The following is a 22730-nucleotide window of genomic DNA, read 5'->3' on the forward strand; positions in this document are numbered from 1 at the left end:
TAAGGGGGTTTTGGTGAACCAGTATGATTCCGAAGCCGTGATGTTTGACCCTCAGGATGCCGTTCTTGTTCTCGAAGACGGACAGGTGTATGTGGGCGAGCCATACGGCGCGATCGGCACGACCAGCGGGGAGATCGTTTTCGCGACCGGCATGACCGGCTACCAGGAAACGCTTACCGATCCCAGCTACGACCGTCAGATCGTGGTACAGACGTTCCCGCACATCGGGGACACGGGAATCAACGGGGAGGATCCGGAATCCTCCAGAATCTGGGTCGCAGGCTATGTGGTGCGCGATCCCAGCCCGAATGTGAGCAACTGGCGCGCCACCGGCAGCCTTGACGACGATCTCGAATCCAACCACATCGTCGGCATCAGCCATATCGACACGCGCAAGCTGGTACGCCACCTGCGTTCCGCCGGTGTGATGCGCGCGGCCATCTTCTCAGGCGACGCGCTGCTCGACGGTGACGGCAAACTGCGCACCATCGACTCCATGCTCGACGAGGTCAAGGCCACTCCGCAGATGAAGGGCATGAGCCTCTACGACGAGGTCAGCACCAAGGAAGCCTATACCATCGAACCCTGCGGCGAATTCGAAGGCAAGGAACCGCTGTTTACCGTGGCGGCCGTCGATCTGGGCATCAAGTCCATGACCCCGCATCGCATGGCCGAACGCGGCTGCCGCGTGCATGTGGTGCCGTCCACCATCACCTTCGACGAGCTCCAGTCCCTTAATCCCGACGGCGTCTTTTTCTCCAACGGTCCGGGCGACCCGGAACAGGCCGATTCTGAAGTGAATCTGCTGCGTCAGGTGCTCGACGCCGGATATCCGTTCTTCGGCATCTGCTTCGGCAACCAGCTGCTGGGCCGCGCGCTCGGCTTCGGCACGTACAAGCTCAAATTCGGCCACCGCGGCATCAACCAGCCGGTCAAGGATATGACCACCGGCAAAATCGAAATCACCGCGCACAACCATGGCTTCGCCGTGGATGCGCCAATCGGCGAAACCGTCGACGCGCCATTCGAGAACGGCAAATACGGCAAGGTGTTCGTCAGCCATATCGATTTGAACGATAACGTGGTCGAAGGCCTGCAGTGCGTCGATATCCCGGCGTTCTCCGTGCAATATCACCCGGAAGCCGCCGCCGGCCCGCACGATGCCGCATACCTGTTCGATCGTTTCGTTGATCTCATGCGTTCCGTCAAGGAGGGAACCCGCAATGCCTAAGCGCACAGACATCAAGTCCGTGATGGTCATCGGCTCCGGTCCGATCGTGATCGGCCAGGCCGCGGAATTCGATTATTCGGGCACCCAGGCCTGCCGCGTGCTGCGCGAAGAGGGCATTAGGGTCATTCTGGTCAATTCCAACCCGGCCACCATCATGACCGATCCGGAAATGGCCGACGCCACCTACATCGAGCCGATCTCCACCCCGATCCTCGAGCAGATCATCGCCAAGGAACGTCCTGACGCGTTGCTGCCGACGCTGGGCGGACAGACCGCGCTGAACGCGGCCATGGCGCTGGGCGAGGCGGGCGTGCTCAAGAAGTACAACGTCGAGCTGATCGGCGCGTCCCTTGACGCCATCGATCGTGGCGAGGACCGCGAACTCTTCAAGAAGGTCGTGGAGGAGGCTGGCGCCGAATCCGCCCGCTCCGACATCGCGCATTCCCTTGAGGAAGTCGACAAGATCGCCGAGAAGTTCGGCTACCCGCTGGTGGTCCGTCCGAGCTTCACCATGGGTGGTCTCGGCTCCGGCATCGCGCACGACGAAGACGAGCTGCACCGCATCGCCGGCGCCGGCATCCACTATTCCCCCACCGACCACGTGCTGATCGAAGAAAGCATCGAAGGCTGGAAGGAATACGAACTCGAGCTGATGCGCGACAAGAAGGACAATGTCCTGGTCGTCTGCCCGATCCAAAACGTCGACCCCGTCGGCGTGCACACCGGCGACTCCATCACCGTGGCACCGGTCTTCACCCTGACCGACCGCGAATACCAGAAGCTGCGTGACATTGGCATTGCCATCATCCGTGGCGTGGGCGTCGACACCGGCGGCTGCAACATCCAGTTCGCCGTCAACCCGGACACCGGCCGTATCATCGTCATCGAGATGAACCCGCGCGTGTCCCGTTCCTCCGCGTTGGCTTCCAAGGCCACCGGCTTCCCGATCGCCAAGATCGCCACCAAGCTGGCCCTCGGCTACACGCTGGACGAGATCCAGAACGACATCACCCAGTCCACGCCGGCCAGCTTCGAGCCGACCATCGACTACGTGGTCACCAAGGTGCCGCGTTTCGCGTTCGAGAAGTTCCCGGGCGCCGATCCGACGCTGACCACCTCCATGAAGTCCGTCGGCGAGGCCATGGCTCTCGCGGGCAACTTCCAGGAGTCGCTTGGTAAGGCTATGCGCTCCATCGACAAGCGTCACATGGGCTTCAACTGGGATGGTGACAAGCCGTCCGAGGACGAGGTTTCCCAGCTGCTCGACGCCATCAAGGTGCCGACCGAGCACCGTTATCTGCAGATTCAGCGTGCCCTGTGGGGAGGCGCCACCGAAGAGCAGATCTTCGCGGCCACCAAGATCGACCCGTGGTTCATCCGCCAGTTCGCGCTCATCAACGAGACTGCGCTGGAAGTCAAGAACGCGGAGAAGCTCACCAGGAAGCTGCTGAAGAAGGCGAAGCTCGCCGGCCTGTCCGACCTGCAGATCGCGCACCTACGCCGTCTGGGAGACGAGGGCGAGAACACCATCCGTGAGCTGCGTTGGTCGTACGACCTCCGCCCGGTGTTCAAGACCGTCGACACTTGCGCCGCCGAATTCGACGCGGCAACCCCGTACTACTACTCCTGCTACGCGGATGAGACCGAGCTGCGTCCTCGCGACCGCGAGGCCGTGATCATCCTCGGCTCCGGTCCGAACCGCATCGGCCAGGGCATCGAGTTCGACTACACCTGTGTGCACGCCGTGCAGGAACTGGGCAAGAACTATGACACGATCATGGTTAACTGCAACCCGGAGACCGTGTCGACCGATTACGACATGTCCGACCGCCTGTATTTCGAGCCGCTCACCTTCGAAGACGTGCTCGAGATCTACGAGGCCGAAAAGAAGATGGGTCCGATCAAGGGCGTCATCGTCCAGCTCGGCGGCCAGACCCCGCTGTCCCTGGCCGCCCGACTGAAGGCCGCAGGCGTTCCGATTCTCGGCACCACGCCTGAATCCATTGATCTGGCCGAAAACCGTGAGCTCTTCGGCGAGGTGCTGAAGAAGGCCGACATGAACGCGCCGCGCTACGGCACCGCGCTGAGCCTGGACGAGGCCCGCGAGGCCGCGCACGCCATCGGATACCCGGTGCTGGTCCGTCCGAGCTACGTGCTCGGCGGCCGTGGCATGGAAATCGTCTACGACGACGCCCAATTGCGCAAGTACGTCGATCGCGCATTGAAGGAAGCCCAGGCCGACACCGTCGTGTCCGGCCGTCTGCCTTCGCCGCTGCTCATCGACAAGTTCCTGCAGGATGCCGTGGAAATCGACGTCGACGCGCTGTTCGACGGCGAGGAGCTGTATATCGGCGGCATCATGGAGCACGTCGAGGAAGCTGGCGTCCATTCCGGTGACGCCGCCTGCACCCTGCCTCCGAGCACGCTGTCCGATGACCAGATCCGTCGTCTGCGTGAAGGCACCTACGCCATTGCCAAGGGCTGTGGCGTGCAGGGCCTGATCAACGTGCAGTATGCCTTCATGGCCAACACTCTGTACGTCATCGAGGCCAATCCGCGTGCCTCCCGTACCGTGCCGTTCGCTTCCAAGGCCACCGGTGTGGCACTGGCCAAGGCCGCCGCCCGCATCATGGTCGGCGAAACCATCCAGCAGCAGCGTGACAACGGCCTGCTCCTGCCCCACGGCGACGGTGGCGACATCCATCGCGGCCAGCAGGTGGCCGTCAAGGAATCCGTGCTTCCGTTCAAGCGATTCCGCACTCCGCTCGGCAAGACCGTCGACGTGCTGCTCGGACCGGAAATGCGTTCCACCGGCGAGGTCATGGGCTTCGACCGCGACTTCCCGCACGCGTTCGCCAAGAGCCAGCTCGCCGCATACGAAGGCGGCCTGCCGACCAGCGGCAACGTGTTCATCTCCGTGAACGACACCGACAAGCGCCAGCTGCCGCTGTTCGCCGCGCGACTGGTCGAGCTCGGCTTCAACATCTGGGCCACCGAAGGCACGGCATCCGTGCTGCGCCGCTACGGCATCGATTCCAAGATCGTCGACAAGATCAGCGTGCGTATGGACTCCGATCCAGACGACCCGATCACCACCTACCATGCGGAGGGCAGCGTCGGCAAGAACGTCGTCCAGCTGATCGAGGAAGGCGCGATCGACCTGATTCTCAACACGCCGAACTCCCGCGGTTCCCGTTCCGACGGCTACGCCATCCGTTCGGCGGCTATCGCAGCCGACCTGCCGCAGTTCACCACCATGACGGAATTCTCCGCCGTGTTGATGGCTATCGAGGCGGTGCGCAATAATGATTATCAGATCATGAGTATTCAGGATCATTCCACGCAGCTGTTCGAATTGGAAAGCCGTGACTAATGATGAGTAGCCCCAGCAGTGAGGAAGTGAATGCCCAGCGTTCGGATTTCGGTCTGCGACTGAGCAATTCAATGGCCAAATACGGCCCGTTGTGCGTCGGCATCGACCCGCATCGGCAGCTCCTCACTGACTGGGGCTATAACGTCGACGCGTTGGGGGCGGAGCTGTATTCCATGCGCATGCTGCAGGCGGCCAATGGCCGTGCCGCAGCTGTCAAATTCCAGTCCTCCATGTTCGAGCGGTACGGTTCCAAAGGCATCGCCGCGCTTGAACGCGTGCTCTATGCGGCACGGCAGATGGGTGTCATCACCATCGTCGACTGCCTGCATGGCGGCCTGCCGACCACGATTTCCGCGTTCGCGGACGCCTATTTCAAGCCGGGCGCGCCATTGCTGGCAGACGCCATCACCCTGCTGCCGTATTACGGCGCACGGTCATTGGGAGGCGTCATCAATGACGCGCTCAACAACGGCAGGGGCGTGTTCATCGCATCGTTGACGTCCAACCAGGAAGGCGCCAGCCTGCAGACGGCGATTCGTCAGGCAGGCGAATACAAGGGCAAAACAGTGGCGTACGGCATCGCCAGCACTGCTCAGAAATTCAATAAGGGCAATGATGGAATGGGTTCCGTCGGCCTTATCATCGGCGCCACCATCGGGCAGTGGATCAACGATTCGGGCGTCGACCCGGCCAAGTTCACCGGACCGATTCTTTCCCCAGGCTACGGATGGCAGGGAGCGGAGACACGCGATCTGAAGACCGTGTTCAAAGGCACCAAGGGCAATGTGCTGGTCACGGTATCTCGTTCCATCGCCACGCACGGTCCCGACATCGCAAAATTGACCGAAGCCACCGCGTCGGTCGCCAGGGATATTCGGCAGGCATTGACCGAGGCTCAAAACGAAAGCGCCGATGATGCGGCTGATGGAGACGTCGAATAAATTCTTTTTCTGAATAGCTTCCTTTTTGGAAAACAAGACATAACCAAGAGTGGGGATGGAATGGCTGATTCTCAACATGGACGTTTGATTGTGCTCTGCGGACCCGCCGGAGTGGGCAAAGGCACTGTTCTGGGGCGCGTACGCGAACAGCACCCCGAAATCTGGCTGTCGGTGTCCGCCACGACACGCCAGCCTCGTCCGGGCGAAGTGAACGGCGTGAACTATTTCTTCATGACCGAACCTGAATTCCTGGCCAAAGAAAAGGCGGGGGAGTTTCTCGAAACCGCCGACGTGTTCGGCCTCGCCCACTACGGCACACCCGTGAAACCAGTCGTGGAACATCTGGAACGCAATATCCCCGTGGTCTTGGAAATCGACCTACAGGGAGCCCGGACGGTCAAACGGCGCGCGAAGGAACTCGGCCTCGAAGTGCTTACCGTGTTCATTGAGCCGCCGTCCTTCGAAGAACTGAAACGTCGTCTGATCGGCCGTGGCACCGAAACCCCTCAGCAGCAGGCCAAAAGGCTTGAGACCGCCAAGGTCGAGTTGGCCGCTGCGCCGGAATTCGACAAACGCATCGTCAATAACGTGGTCGACGAGGCCGCAGACGAGCTTTGGCATATCATCGCCGAAGAGTTCGGCCTGTAATCCGTCAATCCGACTATCCAGCCAATAAAAACCGGCATACGAAAAGGGCCTGCACGATTTCGCGCAGGCCCTTTTCGTATGTTTGAATCAGGCGAGACCGGACAGCTTGTCAATCAGCTCCGGATCACGGGTCGCTCCCTTGTCAGCGGAGCGGGCGAAGGCGGCGTAAGCCTTCAGAGCCTGAGAAACCTTGCGATCACGATGGGCGACATAGCCATCGCCGGCCTCCAGCTCGGCGCGGCGCTGAGCCAGCTCCTCGTCGGAAAGCTCGACGTTCACCGTACGGTTCGGAATGTCGATGTTGATGATGTCGCCGTTCTTGATCAGAGCGATCGGGCCCTTGTTCGCGGCCTCAGGCGCGATGTGTCCGATCGCCAGACCGGAAGAACCTCCGGAATAGCGGCCGTCGGTGAGCATGGCCACCTGCTTGCCGATGCCCTTGCCCTTCACGAAGGAGGTCGGGTACAGCATCTCCTGCATGCCCGGACCGCCCTTCGGGCCTTCGTAACGGATGACCAGAGCCATGCCCGGCTTCAACGTGTCGTTGAGGATGACCTCGATGGCCTGCTCCTGGGATTCGACGACCAGCGCCGGTCCGCGGAACGTCCAGATCTCCTTCGGCACGCCTGCGGTCTTCACCACGCAGCCGTCAGGCGCGAGGTTGCCGCGCAGCACGGCCAGACCGCCTTCGGTGACCGCCGGATGGTCGATATCGTGGATGGCGCCGTTGACACGGTCACGATCGAGCGAATCGAACAGCGTGGTGTGCGTCCACGGTTCAGGGGAGACGATGTGGCCCGGAGCGGCCAGATACATCTGCTTGGCTTCCTCGGTGCAGGTGTCGCGCATGATGTCCCAGTCGTTAAGCTTGTCTTCCAACGACTTGTAATCAATGGAATGCACGTCGCGGTGCAGCTTGCCGGCACGGTCAAGCTCGCCGAGGATGCCGGTGATGCCGCCGGCGCGGTGCACGTCGGAAATCTCCCATTCGCCGGACGGCGACGCCTTGCAGATGCACGGCACGGTGTGGGAGATACGCTCGATGTCATCCAGTGTGAAGTCCACGTCGGCGGACTGCGCCATGGCGAGGATATGCAGCACGGTGTTGGTGGAACCGCCCATGGCCACATCCATGGTCATGGCGTTCTCGAAAGCCTTCTTGGTGGCAATGGAACGCGGCAGCACGGAATCGTCGTCATCGTCGTAATACTGCTTGGCGATCTTCACCACCTGCTCGGCGGCGCGCTTGAACAGGTCCTTGCGGTAGGAATGGGAGGCCAGAATGGTGCCGTTGCCCGGCAGAGCCAGACCGATGGCCTCGGTCAGGCAGTTCATGGAGTTGGCGGTGAACATGCCGGCGCAGGAACCGCAGGTCGGGCAGACGGTCTTCTCGTAGGCGAGCAGATCCTCTTCGTTCAGATTGTCATCGGCGGAGGCGTACATCACGTCGATCAGATCGGTGTTCTTCTTCACGGTGCCGTCGGGCAGCACGGTGGTGCCGGCCTCCATCGGACCGCCGGAAACGAACACGGTCGGAATGTTGAGTCGCAGCGCGGCCATCAGCATGCCCGGCACGACCTTGTCGCAGTTCGGGATGCAGATCAGCGCGTCGGCGCAGTGCGCGTTCACCTGATATTCCACGGTATCGGCGATGATGTCGCGGCTCGGCAGGGAGTACAGCATGCCGGTGTGGCCCATGGCGATGCCGTCATCAACGGCCATCGTGTTGAACTCGCGCGGAATGCCGCCGGCTTCCTTGATGGCATCGGAAATCAGACGGCCCACTTTGTTCAGGTGCACATGTCCCGGCAGGAACTCGTCGAAGGAATTGGCGATGGCGATGATCGGCTTGCCGAAATCCTTGCCATCCACACCGGCGGCGCGGTAGAGGGCGCGAGCGCCCGCGAATACTCGTCCATTCATTAGTTTTGCAGATCGCATTTCCATGCCTCCTATTGTGCTGGCTAAACGGGACACGTGTTTTGTCAAGAGTCACTATGTGGAAATTTTCGGAAAACCGTGTGATTCCCTTACAGGTTGGATAACTACGCTGGTGGAGAAGGCCTGTGGGAGAGGCAAGGTTGAGGTCCAGTGGATTGCCTATACTAATGATTTTGGAAAAGAAGCTTTTGGCTTATCTGATGATTTGGAGATAATCACTATGGCATTCGGCACTGAGCCAACCCCGACCGGTCTTGCGGATCCGCCGATCGACGATTTGATGGAGCATGCGGACTCCAAGTACGCTCTGGCCATTTTCGCGGCCAAGCGTGCCCGCCAGATCAATTCCTATTTCACCCAGCTCAATGAGGGTCTGCTGCAGAACGTCGGCCCGCTGGTGGAATACCAGAATCAGGAGAAGCCGCTGTCCATCGCGTTCCGCGAGATCAACAGTGGTCTGCTTGAGGAAACCCTTGGTGAGGACGATCTGACCGAAGGCAACTGATCTACACGGTTCCCATAGAGGGACTGGCATCATTTTTCATTCGCCCCGATACCTGAGCGGTGCGCTTTGAATAGTCAACAATTAACTATTGATTGCGTCTGTGAAGGACGGGGCGTTTTTCGTGGGCGATCACAGGATGCGAACGGTTGGGTGTTCGCGAAAGGAGCAGCCGTATGGCTGAATTGAAGTTGATTTCCGCCGAGTCGGTGACGGAGGGCCATCCGGATAAGGTCTGCGACCAGATTTCCGATGCGATTCTCGACGATATGCTCGCGCAGGATCCGCATTCCCATGTCGCCGTGGAGACCTGCGCCACGGTCGGACAGTTCTTCGTGTTCGGTGAGGTGACCAGCGAAGGCTATTCCGACATCCAGAACATCGTGCGCTCCGTGGTGCGCAATATCGGCTACACCAGCTCCCGCGTGGGACTTGACGCCGATTCCTGCGGTGTGACGGTGTCGCTTACCGAGCAAAGTCCGGAAATCAACCAGGGCGTTGCCCGGTTGAGTGGCGAGGAGGAGTCGAAGGCGTCCCGTGAACAGCGGTATGAGGCGCAAGGCGCGGGCGACCAAGGCGTGATGTTCGGCTATGCGTGCGACGAGACCGACGTGCTTATGCCGTTGCCGATTCATCTGGCGCACCGTCTGGCGTATCGTCTCGCCGAAGTGCGCAAGAGCGGTGAGGTGCCGCATCTTCGTCCGGATGGCAAGACGCAGGTGACCATCGAATACGACGACGATGACCATCCCGTGCGTCTCGACACCGTGCTGGTCTCCACCCAGCACGACCCGGAAGTGGACCAGGCATGGCTTAAGGAACAGCTCACCGAACATGTGATCCGTCCGGTGCTGGATGACGTGCTCGCCGACCGTGTGGCCCACGACGAATACCGCGTGCTGGTGAATCCGACCGGCTCGTTCATCCTTGGCGGTCCGGCAGCCGACGCCGGTCTGACCGGCCGCAAGATCATCGTCGACACCTACGGCGGCGCTGCCCACCATGGCGGCGGCGCGTTCTCCGGCAAGGATCCGAGCAAGGTGGATCGTTCCGCGGCCTATGCGGCACGCTGGGTGGCCAAGAACATCGTGGCCGCCGGCCTTGCCCACAAGGTCGAGGTGCAGGTCGCCTACGCCATCGGCGTGGCCGATCCGGTGTCCATCAACGTGGAGACCTACGGCACCGAGATCGGTGTGACCCGCGAGCAGATCCAGCAGGCGGTGCGCAAGGTGTTCGACCTGCGTCCCGCCGCCATCATCGACGAGCTTGACCTGAAGCGTCCGATCTACTCCAAGACCGCGGCCTACGGCCATTTCGGTCGCGAGGATGCCGACTTCACTTGGGAAGCCACCAACAAGGTCGACGAACTCAAGGAGGCCATCAAGGCTTGAAAACGCGGCCGACGTCCTACGATGAAACAGGCGTCGGCGCATGCGTTACCCTTGCATTATGACCAATGAGGATGCCGAGCAGCTGGCGCTTGACGGGCTTGCCCCGCGCAAGCGGCGCAAACGCGCGCCCGCCGTCAAAACGCCAGCCGCCGAACATCCCATAGCCCAAGTGGTGCTGGACATCCAGGCCACGCATCTGGGACAGACCTTCGACTATTTCGTCGAGGAAAAATACTCTGCGGCCGCCCAACCCGGCGTGATGGTGCGCGTCCGCTTCGGCGGGCAGCGGGTCAACGGCATCATATGGAAACGCGCCGATACCAGCGCCACACCCGAATCATCGATACGTTACATCGAACGTGTGGTCACCGACCGTGTGCTCGTTCCCGAATCCATGCGCGACGATATGACGCGCATCGCGGACGCGTTCGGCGGCACGCGCGCCAATATCCTCCGCCTGGCAGTGCCGCCGCGCGTGGCAAAAGTCGAAAGCCAGCTGCGCGTCGGCAATCGCGATGCCGCAGGAACCGCGGCGGGCAAACAACGGCTCACCGCCGTCGACCAGGAGATATACGGCCAGTTGCAACGTCAATACGGCAACATCAATCTGCTGCATGACGCGCTGCAAGGCAGACGTTTCCAATCGTTCGTCTTCGACCTGCTACCCGGTGCCGACCATTGGCGGCGCTGCGCGGCATGGATGGTGGCCGCGGCGCTCGCTCAGAACAAGCCGGCGGTGCTGGTGCTGCCGACCATGCGGGAGATCGCCGACATGACTGAGACCCTACGGTCGGTCGGCTTGAAACCGTTCGCTCCGACCGGAGCCGCGAACGGCGTCTATGACGGCGATTTCGCGGTGCTCAACGCGCAGATGGCGCCAGCCGACCGTTACCGGGCATATCTCGCGATCAGCTGCGGACAAGTGCGTTGCGTGCTGGGCACGCGCGCCGCCATGTACGCGCCGGTGGAAGGCAACGCGCTGTTCCTCATCCTTGATGACGTGTGCTACCAGGACGCCGACGGCATGATGCCGTACGCCAACGCGCGCGGTGTGCTTCGGCTCCGCGCGAAATCGCATAACGGCGTGTTCGTCGCGATGGCCAATGCGCGCAGCGCGCAAAGCCAATGGGAAACCGACGCGGCGCACGTCGGAGATACGCAGGTGAGCGGCTTCAGCACGCCCATACACGCGTTGCCGGCCGTGACCAAGGAAGCGTCTCCATGGATTCGCTGGCTCAATCGCGACGAGCTGGCACGACTCGCCGATCCGACCATCGGCGCACGCGTGCCACACACCGCGGTCCGGATACTGTCCAAAGCTTTGGAAACCGGTCCGGTGCTGCTGTCCATACCGCAGGACGGCATCACCGAAGCGTTAAGCTGCTCGAAATGCCACCGCCAAGTGCGATGCGCGCGTTGCACGGGACCATTGGAACGGTTGGCGGACGGAACGATTCGATGCCGCTGGTGCGGCGCCGCCACCGTGCAATGGTCATGCCCGACATGCCATAACGAGCGCATGCGCGTGGTCAGGGTCGGCGCCGCCGGAACCGCGATGGAACTGGCCAGACTGTTCCGTGGCGTGCCGATGGTGCTGTCCACGCCAAGCCAGCCAAGAGGCGTCGTGTCCGATATCGGATTCGCTCCGCAACTGGTCATCGCCACGCCCGGCGCGGAGCCGCGTGTGCGCGGGGAGAGTCCGGCACAATGCGAATACCGTGCCGTGGCCATCCTCGACGCGTGGACCAGTTTGTATGCGTCCGGCATCGACGCCGATGTGGACACGTTGACCGGATGGATGCGCGCGGTGTCGCTGTGCGCGCCGCGGACCCGTGGAGGACAGGCGCTGCTGATCGGGGAAACAGATCCCGTGCTCGCACGATCGTTGATGCTGTGGAATTCGCCGATGCTTGCCCAAGTCGAAGTGGAGGACCGCGCCCAGACCGCGCTGCCGCCGGTATTCGCCGCGGCCTGCGTGTGGGGCCGACGAGATGCGGTTGGGACGATGTTGAAACGAATCGGCGCGTTGGCCGGTGGCGACATGGCCACCATCGACACGATCGCCGGTACGATGCCGTCCGTCTTGGGTCCGGTGCCGATTCCGCAGCCACGCACCATCGATTCACGTGAATTGGAAGGCACCGCGGACAGGGTCAAAGCAGTCGTGCGCGTCCCACAGGGCAGACGTGCCGAATTGGCGTTGCGGCTGCGTTCGGCAAGCGCCCGCCACGTGGCTTCACGCGAACCTGGGGAACTGCGATTCCAGATGGATCCGAAGGAACGCATCTGACGGACGTCCCCTCAACGTGAAACACTGGAACGACTGATGACGTTGACGTTAGGAATGGAGAAACGCATGAAAGGCTGGCCGGGAGAGCCGCAAATGGAATATGACGTGCTTATGGCCGACGGCAACGCCGCTGCGAACGCCGGCCGGCAGATCACCGACGTGATCTTCGATTTCGGCAACGTGCTTATCTATTGGGATCCGGCGGCGGTGATGACCCCACGGTACTCGGACGGACTGGTGGAACAGTTCCTCGACAATGACGTCTCCGGCTTCTACGACATCAACAACGAACTGGACGCCGGCATGTCCAATGACGATGGCGTGGCTCTGATGCGTGAACGCCACGGAGACCAGTGGGCCGATATGATGCGGTACTATCTGGACAATTTCGTCGATTCGCTGACCGGCGTGGTGCCAGGCGCGCGCGTGCTCATCAACGATCTGAAAGCAGCCGGCGTCCACGTATGGGGCTTGAGCAACTGGCAGAAGGACCTGTTCCCGGTGGCGCTCGACCATTACGACATTCTGTGCAGTCTTGAGGACCGCGTGGTGTCCGGTTACGTGGGACTGCGCAAACCGCACCGCGATATTTACGATTACGCTCTAAAACAGTTCGGCATCGACGCTTCCGGCGCGCTGTTCGTGGATGACAAGGCGATGAACATCGTCGGCGCGAACGAAGCCGGCATTCGCGGCGTACGGTTCAAGGATGCCCGCGCGTTGCGCACCCTGCTGATCGACGCGGGCGTGGCGATTCCCGCGGTACATGAAAAATAACGACATACGCAGATTAGACAGACGGTTGTGCTTGCGGTCGCTATGCGGGATCGACGCATACGGTCGCATGCATTGATGGATATGAAAGGTGAGGAGATTCGTCTCATGTTGAAAGTGCTGTTCGCAGGTACGCCGGATGTGGCGGTGCCGTCGTTGAAACTATTGGCCCAGGATACCGAGCATTTCGAAGTGGTGGCCGTGCTCACCAGGCCGGACGCGCCAACCGGACGAGGTCGCAAACTGGTGGCGAATCCAGTCAAGCAGGCCGCGCTCGAACTCGGTCTGCCGGTCATCGAATCCGATCCGAGCGAGGAAACGTTCGTGTCCGAGCTTGCGGCCACCGGCGCACAGGCCGCCGCTGTGGTGGCGTACGGCAAGATCCTGAAGCAGGACGTGCTCGACGCGCTGCCGATGGGCTGGTACAACCTGCATTTCTCCCTGCTGCCCCAATGGCGTGGCGCCGCTCCGGTGCAACGTTCCATCTGGGCGGGGGAGAAGGTGACGGGCGCCACCGTGTTCCGTATCGTCCGTGCCATGGACGCCGGCCCGATTCTGGCGCAATCCACCGTGGAAATCGGCGCGCACGAGACCGCCGGAGAATTGCTGGGACGTTTGGCCGAAGACGGCTCGCATCTGCTCGCAGCCTCGTTGCAGGCGCTGGCCGATGATCAGATCGCACCGGTGGAACAGCCTGCCGGAGCGTATGAGGTCGCGCAGAAGATCACCGTGGAGGACGCGCATATCCGCTTCGACGTGCCGGTATTCGCCGCCGACCGCCAGATTCGCGCATGCACGCCGAATCCGGGAGCCTGGTGCGAACTGCATGCCCATGCGGACGCCGAACCGGCGACCCTGCACGTATTGCGCGCGCAGCCGGCCGACATGTCCAATCCGAACGCACCGGCATCGCTTGAACCCGGCCATATCGTGGCCGGCAAGAAGAACGTGTGGGTCGGCACCTCCACCGAGCCGCTCGAGCTGCTGGAAGTTAAAGCGCAAGGCAAGAAAGCCATGCGCGCCGCCGACTGGGCCCGTGGCGCCCACCTCGATAACGCCTTCTGTGAGTAAGATTTTTGTTTCTACTGTAAGTATGTGAGTGGCTGCGGCGTCCGCGACCGGCGGGCGGCATGCATTGACGACACGCTCCGGGCCGCTCAGGCCAAGTCTTTACGGTCTTACAACGCATGCCGCCCACCGGTCGCTCGTAGGTGCGGAAAAGTTATTTGAGATAATCGAGGATTTTCGCCAGATCACGTTCATTGAGCCGGTGCGGAGCATCCTCCTGCACTTTCGGTTTGGCGCAGAACGCCACGCCAAGACCGGCCGCATGAATCATCGGCAGATCGTTCGCGCCGTCGCCAACCGCAACGGTCTGCGCCATATCGATGCCCATCCGCGCGGCCCACGCGCGCAACGATTCCAGCTTCGTATCCTTCGTGACGATATCGCCCAGCACGTGTCCCGTCAGCCTGCCATCGGCAGCCTCCAAACGGTTCGCAATCCAATAATCGAGATGCGCATCGGCCGCGAGACGGTCCACAACCTCGTGAAAACCACCGGAGACCACGCCGACCTTCCAATCATGCGCGTGAAGCGTGTCAATCAGTTCAAGCGCGCCATGCGTGAAATGCACTCGATGGTAGACCTCATCGAAAATCGTGGTCGGCAGACCCTTCAATAACGCCACGCGTGCGCGCAGCGCCTCGCGGAAATCAAGCTCGCCGTTCATGGCTCGAGCGGTGACGGACGCTATCTGCTCGCCGACTCCCGCGGCCACGCCAAGCTCGTCGATGACCTCTTCGTCGATCAACGTGGAATCCACATCCATCACCAGCAGTCCGGGAGTGGACAGCGTGGGCAGGGATGCCATGGATGCGATGTTCGGCGTTTCTTGTTCAAGCATGGTTCCGATTGTCGGAAATCATTAGGACAATGGGTATTCTTGAGGGTTGAACGTGTTGGAAAGCGAGGTCGACATGAACGATCATGACGAAGAGACGCTCGCGTCGCTGCAGCAGGCCAACGACCAGCTCATGGCCAAGAACCATGCGCTGGTCAAGGCGTTGAGCCGCGCCACGCAGGAAATGACGAAAACCAAGGCCCAATTGAACCAGCTGGCGGGGCCTCCCATGACTTTCGCCACCATGGTCCGCGTGCATTCAGCCAAAACGGACGGGCAGGGCGTGCAGCATGCCAGCGCCGAAGTGGCTGCCGGCGCGAGACGCATGATCGTGCCGATCGCGGCGAATCTGCAAGCTTCCAGGCTCGAACCGGGACGTACCGTGCTGCTCAACGAGAACATGGTGGTGGTCTCACAGCTCGACACCGACACGCTGGGCGCGGTGCGCTCGGTACGGCAGGTGTGCGATGACGGCCGCCTGCTGGTCGCGGATGGCGGCGGCAACGTGACGTTGGTCCGATGCTCGGGAACGCTTGCCAAACAGGCCATCAGCGCGGGCGATCGCGTGAACGTCGACGCATCTCTGCGGTTCGCGCTTTCGTTGGTTCCCCCCGAAAACGACGACGATTTGGTTCTGGAAGAAGTGCCGGACGTCACCTTCGCCGACATCGGCGGACTGGACGAGCAGATAGAACGTATCCGTGACGCCGTGCAGATGCCGTTCCAGCATCGCGAACTGTTCGAACGCTACGACCTGAAACCGCCGAAAGGCGTGCTGCTGTACGGTCCTCCAGGCAACGGCAAGACACTGATCGCCAAAGCCGTGGCGAACGCGCTCGCCGAAGGCACCGACGCGGGAAGTGGCGTGTTCCTGTCGGTCAAAGGACCGGAGCTGCTTAACAAATTCGTGGGCGAATCGGAACGTCTGATTCGCATGATCTTCAAACGCGCCCGCGAACGAGCGGCCGACGGCAAACCGGTCATCGTGTTCATCGACGAGATGGATTCGCTGCTGCGCACCCGCGGCACGGGCGTTTCGTCCGACGTGGAGACCACCATCGTGCCGCAGTTCCTGACCGAGCTGGACGGTGTGGAATCGCTGGACAACGTCATGGTGATCGGAGCCTCCAACCGCATCGACATGATCGATCCGGCGGTGTTGCGTCCCGGACGCCTCGACGTGAAGATCCGCGTGGACCGTCCGGGCATCCAGCAGGCGACCCAGATCGTCCGCCACTATCTGACAGACAAGCTGCCGTTGTCTCCGAACGTGGATGCGAAGGCGTTGATCGGCGTGCTGGTCAACGACATCTACGCGCAGGACGAGCATCGGCACCTTTGCGACATCTGCGACGACCATGGCCAGTGGCGTCCGGTGTACCTCGCCGACGTGGTGTCCGGCGCGGTGCTCAAGAACATCGTGGACCGTGCCAAAACCTATGCGGTGAAACTGTCCATCACCACCGGACAGGCTGCGGCGATCGGCATCAATCTGCTGGCCAAAGCCGTGGACGAAGAATACGGTGAGACCCGGGACGCGCTGCTGGATGCGGATCCGGAACAGTGGAGCCGCATCAACGGGCTTGAACCCGGACGGGTGACCGGCATCAGACCGGTGGCATGAATGCCGGCCGGCGTATGAATGCTGGACGGTATGGTATGGAACGCAATCTAAATACGGAAAGGAACGGCGCGATGAGCGTTCGCAGGGTCATGGGCACGGAAACGGAATACGCGGTCTCCGCGCCAGGACAAGGCCGCTACAATCCGGTGCAGCTCTCATTCGACGTGGTCGGCGCCGCCTCGGATGCGTCACGCAGCCATATCCGCTGGGACTACCGGCAGGAAGACCCCGTCAACGACGCGCGCGGCACCAGACTGGAACGTGCGGCGGCCCACCCGGACCTGCTCACCGACGCCCCACAGCTCAACATCACCAACGTGATCGCCCCTAACGGGGGTCGTATCTACGTCGACCACGCGCATCCCGAATACTCCGCGCCGGAAACAACCGACCCCTTCGAAGCGGTGCGATACGACCGTGCCGGCGATCTCATCATGCGCGCCGCCGCAGCCAAGGCAAGCGAGACGACGGGACGGAAAATCGTGCTGCACCGCAACAACGTCGACGGCAAAGGAGCCAGCTGGGGCACGCACGAAAACTACATGATGCTGCGGTCGGTACCGTTCGACCTGGTGACACGCCTCATGACCACGCACTTCGTCTCCCGACAGATCTTCATCGGCTCCGGCCGCGTCGGCATCGGCGAACATAGCGAAAACGCCGGCTACCAGCTAAGCCAACGTGCCGACTACTTCCATATGAAAGTCGGTTTGCAGACCACATTCGACCGGCCGATCATCAACACCAGAGACGAATCGCACAGCACCGACGAATACCGCAGACTGCACGTGATCGTCGGCGACGCCAACCGCATGGACGTGCCACAGGCCTTGAAACTCGGCACCACCAGCATGCTGCTGTGGCTGCTCGAACACGCCGACATGGCCGAAATCGACTTGAACGAGGCGCTGGGACCGCTTACGCTCGCCGACCCGGTGGAAGCCATGCACACGGTATCGCACGACCTGACCCTGGCCGCCCCACTACCATTGGAAACAGGTGGAACCACCACCGCATGGCAGATGCAGGTCACTTTGCGTGGACTGGTATATGCGGCCGCGGCAACGGTATACGGCACCGACACATCCGGAGAGCCGGCATGGCCCGACCGCTCCACCCGCAACATCATGGCGATGTGGGGGCAGGCTCTCGCCGACGTCGCCACAGTACGCCATGCCGACGATGACGGACGACTGACGATGCGGGAACAGGCGTCACGTCTCGAATGGCTGCTCAAATGGCAGTTGCTGGAGAAGCTACGCCGCAAGACCGGTTCGGATTGGACCGATCGGCGCCTGGCCGCGGTCGATCTGAAATGGGCCGCGCTCGATCCGGCCGATTCGATTTTCACCCGGCTTGCCGGACAGACCGAACGACTGGTGACGGATAAGCAGCTTGCCGAGGCGGTCGGCCAAGCGCCGGCCGACACACGCGCATGGCTGCGCGCGGAGATCGTACGACGTTTCCCCGAACAGGTCATTGCGGCGTCGTGGTCCCACCTTACGGTGCGCGGCGAGTCGTCCGGTGATGAAAACGTGGAGAATTCGATGGTCTCGTTGGACATGTCCAATCCGTTGAAATTCACGGAATCCTTGTGTTCCGAAGCGTTCGAGCGTGTCCACACTGCGAGCGGAATCGTGGAATCCCTGCGTTGAATCTCATGTTGTGCGGGTACCATTGCCGTAGGTGATGGCAGAGGCCATACCCATATTCGATGAACCACACGGCAGGACGCTTGAGGGAGAGGGTGCGTCCAGGCCGGTTATGAGGAAACGAAAAGGCATACTACATGGAATTGAGGCAAGTGGCCCTCGAAGTGGCCCGTATCCTGCAAGATGCAGGCAAGCACGCGTTGAACGATCAAATGAATCCGCGTGATCTGAAAAGTTTTGAAATGACGGACAATCATCTGAGCTTCACCTCCGACATCGATAAGCGGTTGGCGCAATTCATCAGCAACCGCATCACGTATGTGGATGTGTTCGATGGTTTCTGGCAGTTCCGTCCGGAAGAATGCCATCCGGGGGAACGGTATTGGTGCGTTGGCGGCATCGACGGCGCGATCAATTTCGTGCGCAGCATGCCGGAATGGACCATCACCGTCTCACTGTTCGAGTTTAACGACCAATGTTCCGCGCAGCCGATCCTTTCGGTGGTGCATGCTCCGGCGCTTGGTCTGACCTACCTGGCGGTGCGCGGATCCGGAGCCATCCGCATCCGCAAGACGCCGCTTGGAGACAAACGCGAGAAGATTATGCCGTCCACCACCCCGTCCCTTGACTATGCGGTGGTGAGCTTCGGCATGTCCCATGTGCCGGAGGAATCCAAGCGTGCGCTTGAAGTGGTGTCGCGTATCGCCGGCCGTCCGGCCGACATCAAGCGCGTCGGCCCCGCCTCCTTGGATTTGTGCAAGGTGGCGGACGGTACATATGACGCGTATTTCGAAGCGCATCTGCACAAGTGGGACGTTCCCGCGGTTTCCGCCGGAGCCGTCGTGGTCTGGGAAGCGCAGGGGCATCTGAGCCGGTGGAACGGCGATCTTGTCCACTGGCGTCAGGAAAACGACGTACTCGCCACCAACGGTCTGATTGCCGATGATCTGCGCCAGTATTTGGCATAAGACTGATTGACTGCCCCACACCTGGGTAAGGTGTGGGGCAGTATGCTATTCGCAGGAGAACCCGCAAGGACGCTTTCGGAGAAAGGAAGGGCCATGCCCCAGAAATTTGAGCAGATGCAATCCGCCGAACAAAAACATGACGAGGATGAGACCATTGCGCAGGCTGGCACCCAGATCGATGACACGGTCGATGCGCTTGACGCGGTGCTGGACGACATCGAATCGGTCCTCGAATCCAACGCTGAGGAATATGTGGGCAGCTTCGTCCAAAAAGGCGGCGAGTGATGCCGCAGCTGCGTGACAGCGGCAACCATTCCACAGCGCCGCTTGACGCCCATACCAAGGACGAAATCCAATCCTTCGCCCGTATTTTCGGCATCGAAACCGAATACGGTGTGAGCGTGACCGGTTCGGACCGCCCATGCGACGCCGGACAGACGGCGATGATGATGTTCCAGCCGATTGTGGCCGAAGCGAGATCCACCAACACATATATTGAAAACGGTTCAAGACTCTACCTTGATGTCGGCTCGCACCCCGAGTACGCCACGGCGGAAGCCCGGGATCCGATGGACGCGCTGGCATTGGATGCGGCCGGCGAATTGGTGATGAGGGATCTTGCCCTGGACGCCCAACGTCGTCTGCGCTCCATCCAGGGAGCCGGCTCCACGGTCCATGTGTTCAAAAACAATGTGGATTCCGCCGGGCATTCCTTCGGCTGCCATGAGAATTACCTGGTGCGACGGTTCGTGCCGTTGAAGACGATCGAACAGGAGCTGCTGCCGTTCCTGATCACCCGGCAGCTGTTCACCGGCGCAGGACGTATGGGGGAGCAGGGCTTCCAGATCACGCAGCGTGCCGACTTCCTCGATGAGGCGGTCTCATCGGCCACCACGCGCTCGCGTCCGATGGTCAACACGCGCGACGAACCGCATGCCGATCCTGACGCGTTCAGACGGCTGCATGTGATCATCGGCGATTCGAACCGGTCCCAGTGGGCCACGATGATGAAGCTCGCCACCACGCATCTGGTGTTGTGCGTCATCGAACAGGCCGGGCGCGAAGGCAAGGATTCCGGGTTCGCCCGATTCTCCTTCGCTGACGCCAGTGCGGCCAACCATAAGGTAAGCCGTGACCTGACGGGCGTCGAAGCGTCCTTCGACATGGCAGACGGCACTGTCATGGAAGGCGGTGCCGTAGCGATTCAGGAACGTTATCTTGAAATCGTCGAACGATTCGTTGGACAACATCCCGAAGTGTGCTCCTCGTTGCCGCGCACGGACGTGCATGAGGTGATTCGCCGATGGAGGCGTGTCATAGAGGCGTTCCGCTCGGGGGTTAGCGAAACGTTCGCCGACAAGGTCGATTGGCTTGCCAAACGACGGCTGTTCGACATGCTCCGCAACCGTGCGGGGGGACGACTCTCCGTCAGCAAGTTGGAACAGTTGGACATGGACTACCATGACGTGGCCAACGGCGCGCTGTACGCCTCGCTGTGCCGTCGCGGAGCCATGCGCACGTTGGTCAACGAGTCACAAGCACATGAGGCCATCGATGTTCCTCCCCACGATACCCGCGCCGCACTGCGTGGACGGTTCATCCAGTCGGCACGATCGCACAACGCGCAATATTCCTGTGATTGGACGCGACTATCGCTGACCTCGCCGAACAGGATGGACGTGACGTTGCTTGATCCGTTCGACGCACAACCGTCCGACCGGTTCCTCACGATACTAGAGGCTTTGCAGTAGCCAAAAGCCTGCGATGGAAGACTCGTCTCCACCGCAGGCTTTTGATATTGGTTGGTCGGATTGTAACTGCCGCTCAGACTTCTCCACGGTATTTGGCCATCATCTGCGACTGCAGTTGTTGCGCGCTTGGCGGCGTCCATGTGATCGCGTCGGCGCCCGCATCAATGGTGGCGAGAATACGGTCTTCACGACCTCCGCCCGAAGCCAGAATCGGGATTTCCGGATGATGCGCGCGGATGCTTGCCACGACTTGCGCGGTTCTTGCACCGGCTGCCACATTGATGATGGCCGCACCGGCAAGAATCTTGCATTCGGTGATTTCATCATCCTCCGTGACCGTGGCGATGACAGGGATGTCCACCATCGACATGGTCGTTTCGATGGTTTCCGCCGGTGCCGGAGCGTTGATGACCACGCCGGCCGCGCCCTGCATCTCCGCCACCATGGCCAGCTCTGCCACACGCGGACCGGTGGTGGTGCCTCCACCCACGCCGACGAACAGCGGCATCTGCGCCACGGTGAGCAGCGCCTGCGTGATCACCGGTTCGCCGGTGAAAGGGTACACCGCGAGGATGGCGTTCGCGTTCGTGTTGCGGATAATCACCGCATCGGTGGTATAGGCGAACGATTTGAGCGTATGACCTTTGACGGTGATGCCGCCGCAACGCTGCGTGATGATTTCCGGAACCCTGGCATTGGGGGAGGTGAGTCTGCCTTCGACCTTCGCCGTACCGTAGGTGCTTCGCGACACGTGCGGCACGGCTGAATGCTGCTCCACAGCCACTGACGCGCTGGGGGTGAATAGCGAACGCTTGTTGAGACGGATGAGATCCGGATCGTCCGCACCGGAATCATGTTCCTGCCCGACGCTCATTCCCGCACCTCCTCATCCGTATGGTTCAGCATGAGGAATTCGTGGATCGCCTTGCGGCGTTCGGAAATCTCCTCATCCAGAAGTTTGGTATCGGTGTTGTCGATGATACGCTGCAGCAGTTCGCCGAGAGTGGAAAGTTCCTCGTCGTTCAGGCAGTCGAGCATATGAACGTCGGCTTCGATGGGTTTGGACGGCTTGGGCCGTGGAACCATTCCCCGTCTTGCCGCGTCGACGTTCCGCACGTGTGTGGTGGCGCGTGCCATGGTCTGGGCACGTGTCGTTTTGAGCTTGGTGTGGATGAGCAGGATGTTGAGTTTGTGGATTTCGTCGATGATCTGTCTGCGTTGGTCGACCATGACATCCCCCTTTATCTAGTCATATTGTCTAATATCATAGCGCATAGTGTGGGATGACATTGCCTTTGCCTGTTATAAAAAGAAAAAAAGAGAGGTTCCAACCATCCGTGGTTGAAACCTCTCATATAGGTCTGCGTGGTCGACTTACTTGGTGACGGCCTTCTTCAGCAGGGAGCCGGCAGAGATGCGAACGCCGTAGGTTGCCGGAATCTCGATGGTTTCGCCGGTGCGCGGGTTGCGGCCGGTGCGGGCTGCGCGCTTGACGCGCTCGGCGGAGAACAGGCCGGTCAGCTTCAGGCCTTCGCCGGACTGCATTGCCTCGACGAACACGTCCTGGAAAGCGTTCACCGCAGCCTCAGCCTGAGCCTTGGTCAGGTTGGACTTCTGGGCGATCTTCGAGACGAGATCAGACTTGTTGTATGCCATAAAGCATCCTTCTTGAGTCAGGGGATATTCCGCTTATGAACATCCACGTTCATTGCAATAATAGCGCACGCATGTGCCAAAAATG

19 protein-coding genes are annotated in these 22730 nt (G+C 61.1%); 14 read left to right on the forward strand and 5 right to left on the reverse strand.

Going from position 1 to position 22730, the window contains the following annotated elements; all coding sequences use genetic code 11:
- Window positions 1-40 precede the first annotated feature (40 nt).
- Genes carA through gmk form a run of 4 tightly spaced genes read left to right on the forward strand, consistent with a single transcriptional unit; the run spans window position 41 to window position 6193 of the window.
- A complete protein-coding gene (carA, locus tag BAD_RS02855; RefSeq protein WP_011742979.1) occupies window positions 41-1231 on the forward strand; it encodes a glutamine-hydrolyzing carbamoyl-phosphate synthase small subunit in 1191 nt (396 codons plus the stop codon).
- Window positions 1224-4604: a carbamoyl-phosphate synthase large subunit gene (carB, locus tag BAD_RS02860; protein ID WP_011742980.1), complete on the forward strand. Its 3381-nt coding sequence runs from the start codon at window positions 1224-1226 to the stop codon at window positions 4602-4604. Before carA ends, carB begins: the two co-directional genes overlap by 8 nt.
- A gap of 2 nt (window positions 4605-4606) precedes the next feature.
- Complete coding sequence (gene pyrF / locus BAD_RS02865; protein WP_113736325.1) at window positions 4607-5545, forward strand: orotidine-5'-phosphate decarboxylase; 939 nt, start codon at window positions 4607-4609, stop codon at window positions 5543-5545.
- Window positions 5546-5605: 60 nt separating this feature from the next.
- Window positions 5606-6193, forward strand: a complete 588-nt coding sequence (gmk, locus tag BAD_RS02870; protein WP_011742981.1) for a guanylate kinase — start codon at window positions 5606-5608, stop codon at window positions 6191-6193.
- Between the two features lie 87 nt (window positions 6194-6280).
- On the opposite strand, the gene ilvD is transcribed toward gmk, so the two are convergent.
- Window positions 6281-8140, reverse strand: a complete 1860-nt coding sequence (ilvD, locus tag BAD_RS02875) for a dihydroxy-acid dehydratase (protein WP_003808620.1) — start codon at window positions 8138-8140, stop codon at window positions 6281-6283.
- Window positions 8141-8354: 214 nt separating this feature from the next.
- Between ilvD and rpoZ the strand changes: the two genes are divergently transcribed.
- The 5 genes from rpoZ (at window position 8355) to fmt (ending at window position 14162) form a co-directional block, all read left to right on the forward strand.
- The gene (gene rpoZ, locus BAD_RS02880) at window positions 8355-8639 is read left to right on the forward strand and encodes a DNA-directed RNA polymerase subunit omega (RefSeq protein ID WP_011742982.1); all 285 of its coding nucleotides are present in this window, start codon (window positions 8355-8357) and stop codon (window positions 8637-8639) included.
- Window positions 8640-8812: 173 nt separating this feature from the next.
- Window positions 8813-10027: a methionine adenosyltransferase gene (gene metK, locus BAD_RS02885; RefSeq protein WP_011742983.1), complete on the forward strand. Its 1215-nt coding sequence runs from the start codon at window positions 8813-8815 to the stop codon at window positions 10025-10027.
- Window positions 10028-10085: 58 nt separating this feature from the next.
- Entirely contained in the window at window positions 10086-12317 is a 2232-nt protein-coding gene (locus BAD_RS02890) for a primosomal protein N' (RefSeq protein ID WP_011742984.1), read from the forward strand.
- A gap of 66 nt (window positions 12318-12383) precedes the next feature.
- Window positions 12384-13094, forward strand: a complete 711-nt coding sequence (locus BAD_RS02895) for an HAD family hydrolase (protein WP_011742985.1) — start codon at window positions 12384-12386, stop codon at window positions 13092-13094.
- Between the two features lie 105 nt (window positions 13095-13199).
- Entirely contained in the window at window positions 13200-14162 is a 963-nt protein-coding gene (gene fmt / locus BAD_RS02900; RefSeq protein ID WP_011742986.1) for a methionyl-tRNA formyltransferase, read from the forward strand.
- A gap of 151 nt (window positions 14163-14313) precedes the next feature.
- Here fmt and serB read toward each other — a convergent pair whose 3' ends face one another.
- Window positions 14314-14997: a phosphoserine phosphatase SerB gene (gene serB, locus BAD_RS02905; RefSeq protein WP_011742987.1), complete on the reverse strand. Its 684-nt coding sequence runs from the start codon at window positions 14995-14997 to the stop codon at window positions 14314-14316.
- A 73-nt stretch (window positions 14998-15070) separates the two neighbouring features.
- On the opposite strand from serB, the gene arc reads away from it, so the two are divergent.
- The 5 genes from arc to pafA all read left to right on the forward strand — a co-directional run bounded on the left by arc (window position 15071) and on the right by pafA (window position 20989).
- Window positions 15071-16618, forward strand: a complete 1548-nt coding sequence (gene arc, locus BAD_RS02910; RefSeq protein WP_011742988.1) for a proteasome ATPase — start codon at window positions 15071-15073, stop codon at window positions 16616-16618.
- Between the two features lie 71 nt (window positions 16619-16689).
- Window positions 16690-18273, forward strand: coding sequence for a depupylase/deamidase Dop (dop, locus tag BAD_RS02915; RefSeq protein ID WP_011742989.1), 1584 nt, complete (start codon window positions 16690-16692; stop codon window positions 18271-18273).
- Between the two features lie 134 nt (window positions 18274-18407).
- The gene (locus BAD_RS02920; protein ID WP_011742990.1) at window positions 18408-19238 is read left to right on the forward strand and encodes an inositol monophosphatase family protein; all 831 of its coding nucleotides are present in this window, start codon (window positions 18408-18410) and stop codon (window positions 19236-19238) included.
- Between the two features lie 93 nt (window positions 19239-19331).
- On the forward strand, window positions 19332-19523 hold the full coding sequence (locus tag BAD_RS02925; RefSeq protein ID WP_021913941.1) for a ubiquitin-like protein Pup: 192 nt from the start codon (window positions 19332-19334) through the stop codon (window positions 19521-19523).
- Complete coding sequence (gene pafA / locus BAD_RS02930) at window positions 19523-20989, forward strand: Pup--protein ligase (RefSeq protein ID WP_011742991.1); 1467 nt, start codon at window positions 19523-19525, stop codon at window positions 20987-20989. Before BAD_RS02925 ends, pafA begins: the two co-directional genes overlap by 1 nt.
- 73 nt (window positions 20990-21062) lie before the next feature.
- On the opposite strand, the gene BAD_RS02935 is transcribed toward pafA, so the two are convergent.
- From BAD_RS02935 to BAD_RS02945, 3 genes are all read right to left on the reverse strand, one after another.
- Window positions 21063-21863: a dioxygenase gene (locus BAD_RS02935; protein WP_003808645.1), complete on the reverse strand. Its 801-nt coding sequence runs from the start codon at window positions 21861-21863 to the stop codon at window positions 21063-21065.
- A complete protein-coding gene (locus BAD_RS02940; protein ID WP_011742992.1) occupies window positions 21860-22219 on the reverse strand; it encodes a hypothetical protein in 360 nt (119 codons plus the stop codon). The genes BAD_RS02935 and BAD_RS02940 overlap by 4 nt, the downstream gene beginning before the upstream one ends.
- Window positions 22220-22363: 144 nt before the next feature.
- Window positions 22364-22645 carry an HU family DNA-binding protein gene (locus BAD_RS02945; RefSeq protein WP_003808664.1) on the reverse strand — a complete coding sequence of 94 codons (282 nt, stop codon included), beginning with the start codon at window positions 22643-22645 and terminating at the stop codon, window positions 22364-22366.
- Between the last annotated feature and the right edge of the window lie 85 nt (window positions 22646-22730).

This window comes from Bifidobacterium adolescentis ATCC 15703 (assembly GCF_000010425.1).
Lineage (GTDB): Bacteria > Actinomycetota > Actinomycetes > Actinomycetales > Bifidobacteriaceae > Bifidobacterium > Bifidobacterium adolescentis.